Origin of the sequence: Paenibacillus tabacirhizosphaerae, assembly GCF_040812395.1 — a bacterium.
Classification (GTDB): Bacteria; Bacillota; Bacilli; order Paenibacillales; family NBRC-103111; genus Paenibacillus_E.
On the sequence record NZ_JBFNXH010000082.1, the window covers coordinates 1 to 805 of the forward strand.

The following is an 805-nucleotide window of genomic DNA, read 5'->3' on the forward strand; positions in this document are numbered from 1 at the left end:
TGAAGTCGTAACAAGGTAGCCGTATCGGAAGGTGCGGCTGGATCACCTCCTTTCTATGGAGACTCGGGTCTGATAGACCCAGTCAAGTGCGCAAGCACAAAACAGCTTCTCTCACTCGTGTTCAGTTTTGAAAGGGCAATGACCTTTCAGCAAGATGGCTACCACCATGTTGCACTCGTTTGGTGATGATGGCGGAGGGGACCCACGCGTTCCCATCTCGAACACGACCGTTAAGCCCTCCAGCGTCGATGGTACTTGAACCGCAGGGTTCTGGGAGAGTAGAACGTTGCCAAGCGAACCCATGGCAAGCTTTCGGAGAAAGCTTCGAAAGCTTGCAGATGGGTTTTTATTTTGGGAAGTTTAGGCTTCCGCTATACAATGAGGGCCCTTAGCTCAGCTGGTTAGAGCGCACCCCTGATAAGGGTGAGGTCGGTGGTTCGAGTCCACTAGGGCCCACCAATTATTTCCCGGAAGTGAAGCGAAGCTTCGACGGTTAGTCCGTTAACTTTTCGGGAGTCCCACAGACCAAGTGGGCAATAAGCATGGGGCCATAGCTCAGCTGGGAGAGCGCCTGCCTTGCAAGCAGGAGGTCAGCGGTTCGATCCCGCTTGGCTCCACCAAAAGCACATTTTAGACAGAAATTTCCTTGAAATTTCGACTTGAAATGAGCAAGAGAGATGTGATAAGATACGTTTTGCCGCTGAAAAGTGGCGAAGGGAATCGAGTCACAACTGAATACATTTGTTCCTTGAAAACTAGATAACGAAACGTAAAGTAAACTAGAAATCCTTTTACTTGGTCAAAC

At 49.8% G+C, this 805-nt stretch carries 2 tRNA genes and 2 rRNA genes; all 4 read left to right on the forward strand.

Features of this window, described 5'->3' with window-relative positions:
* A 16S ribosomal RNA gene (locus tag ABRS97_RS28060) occupies nt 1-53 on the forward strand; the annotation flags it as partial.
* A gap of 125 nt (nt 54-178) precedes the next feature.
* Nucleotides 179-295, forward strand: a 5S ribosomal RNA gene (gene rrf, locus ABRS97_RS28065).
* A gap of 87 nt (nt 296-382) precedes the next feature.
* Nucleotides 383-459: transfer RNA gene (locus ABRS97_RS28070), tRNA-Ile, on the forward strand.
* An 85-nt stretch (nt 460-544) separates the two neighbouring features.
* Nucleotides 545-620: transfer RNA gene (locus ABRS97_RS28075), tRNA-Ala, on the forward strand.
* The last annotated feature ends 185 nt before the right edge of the window (nt 621-805 follow it).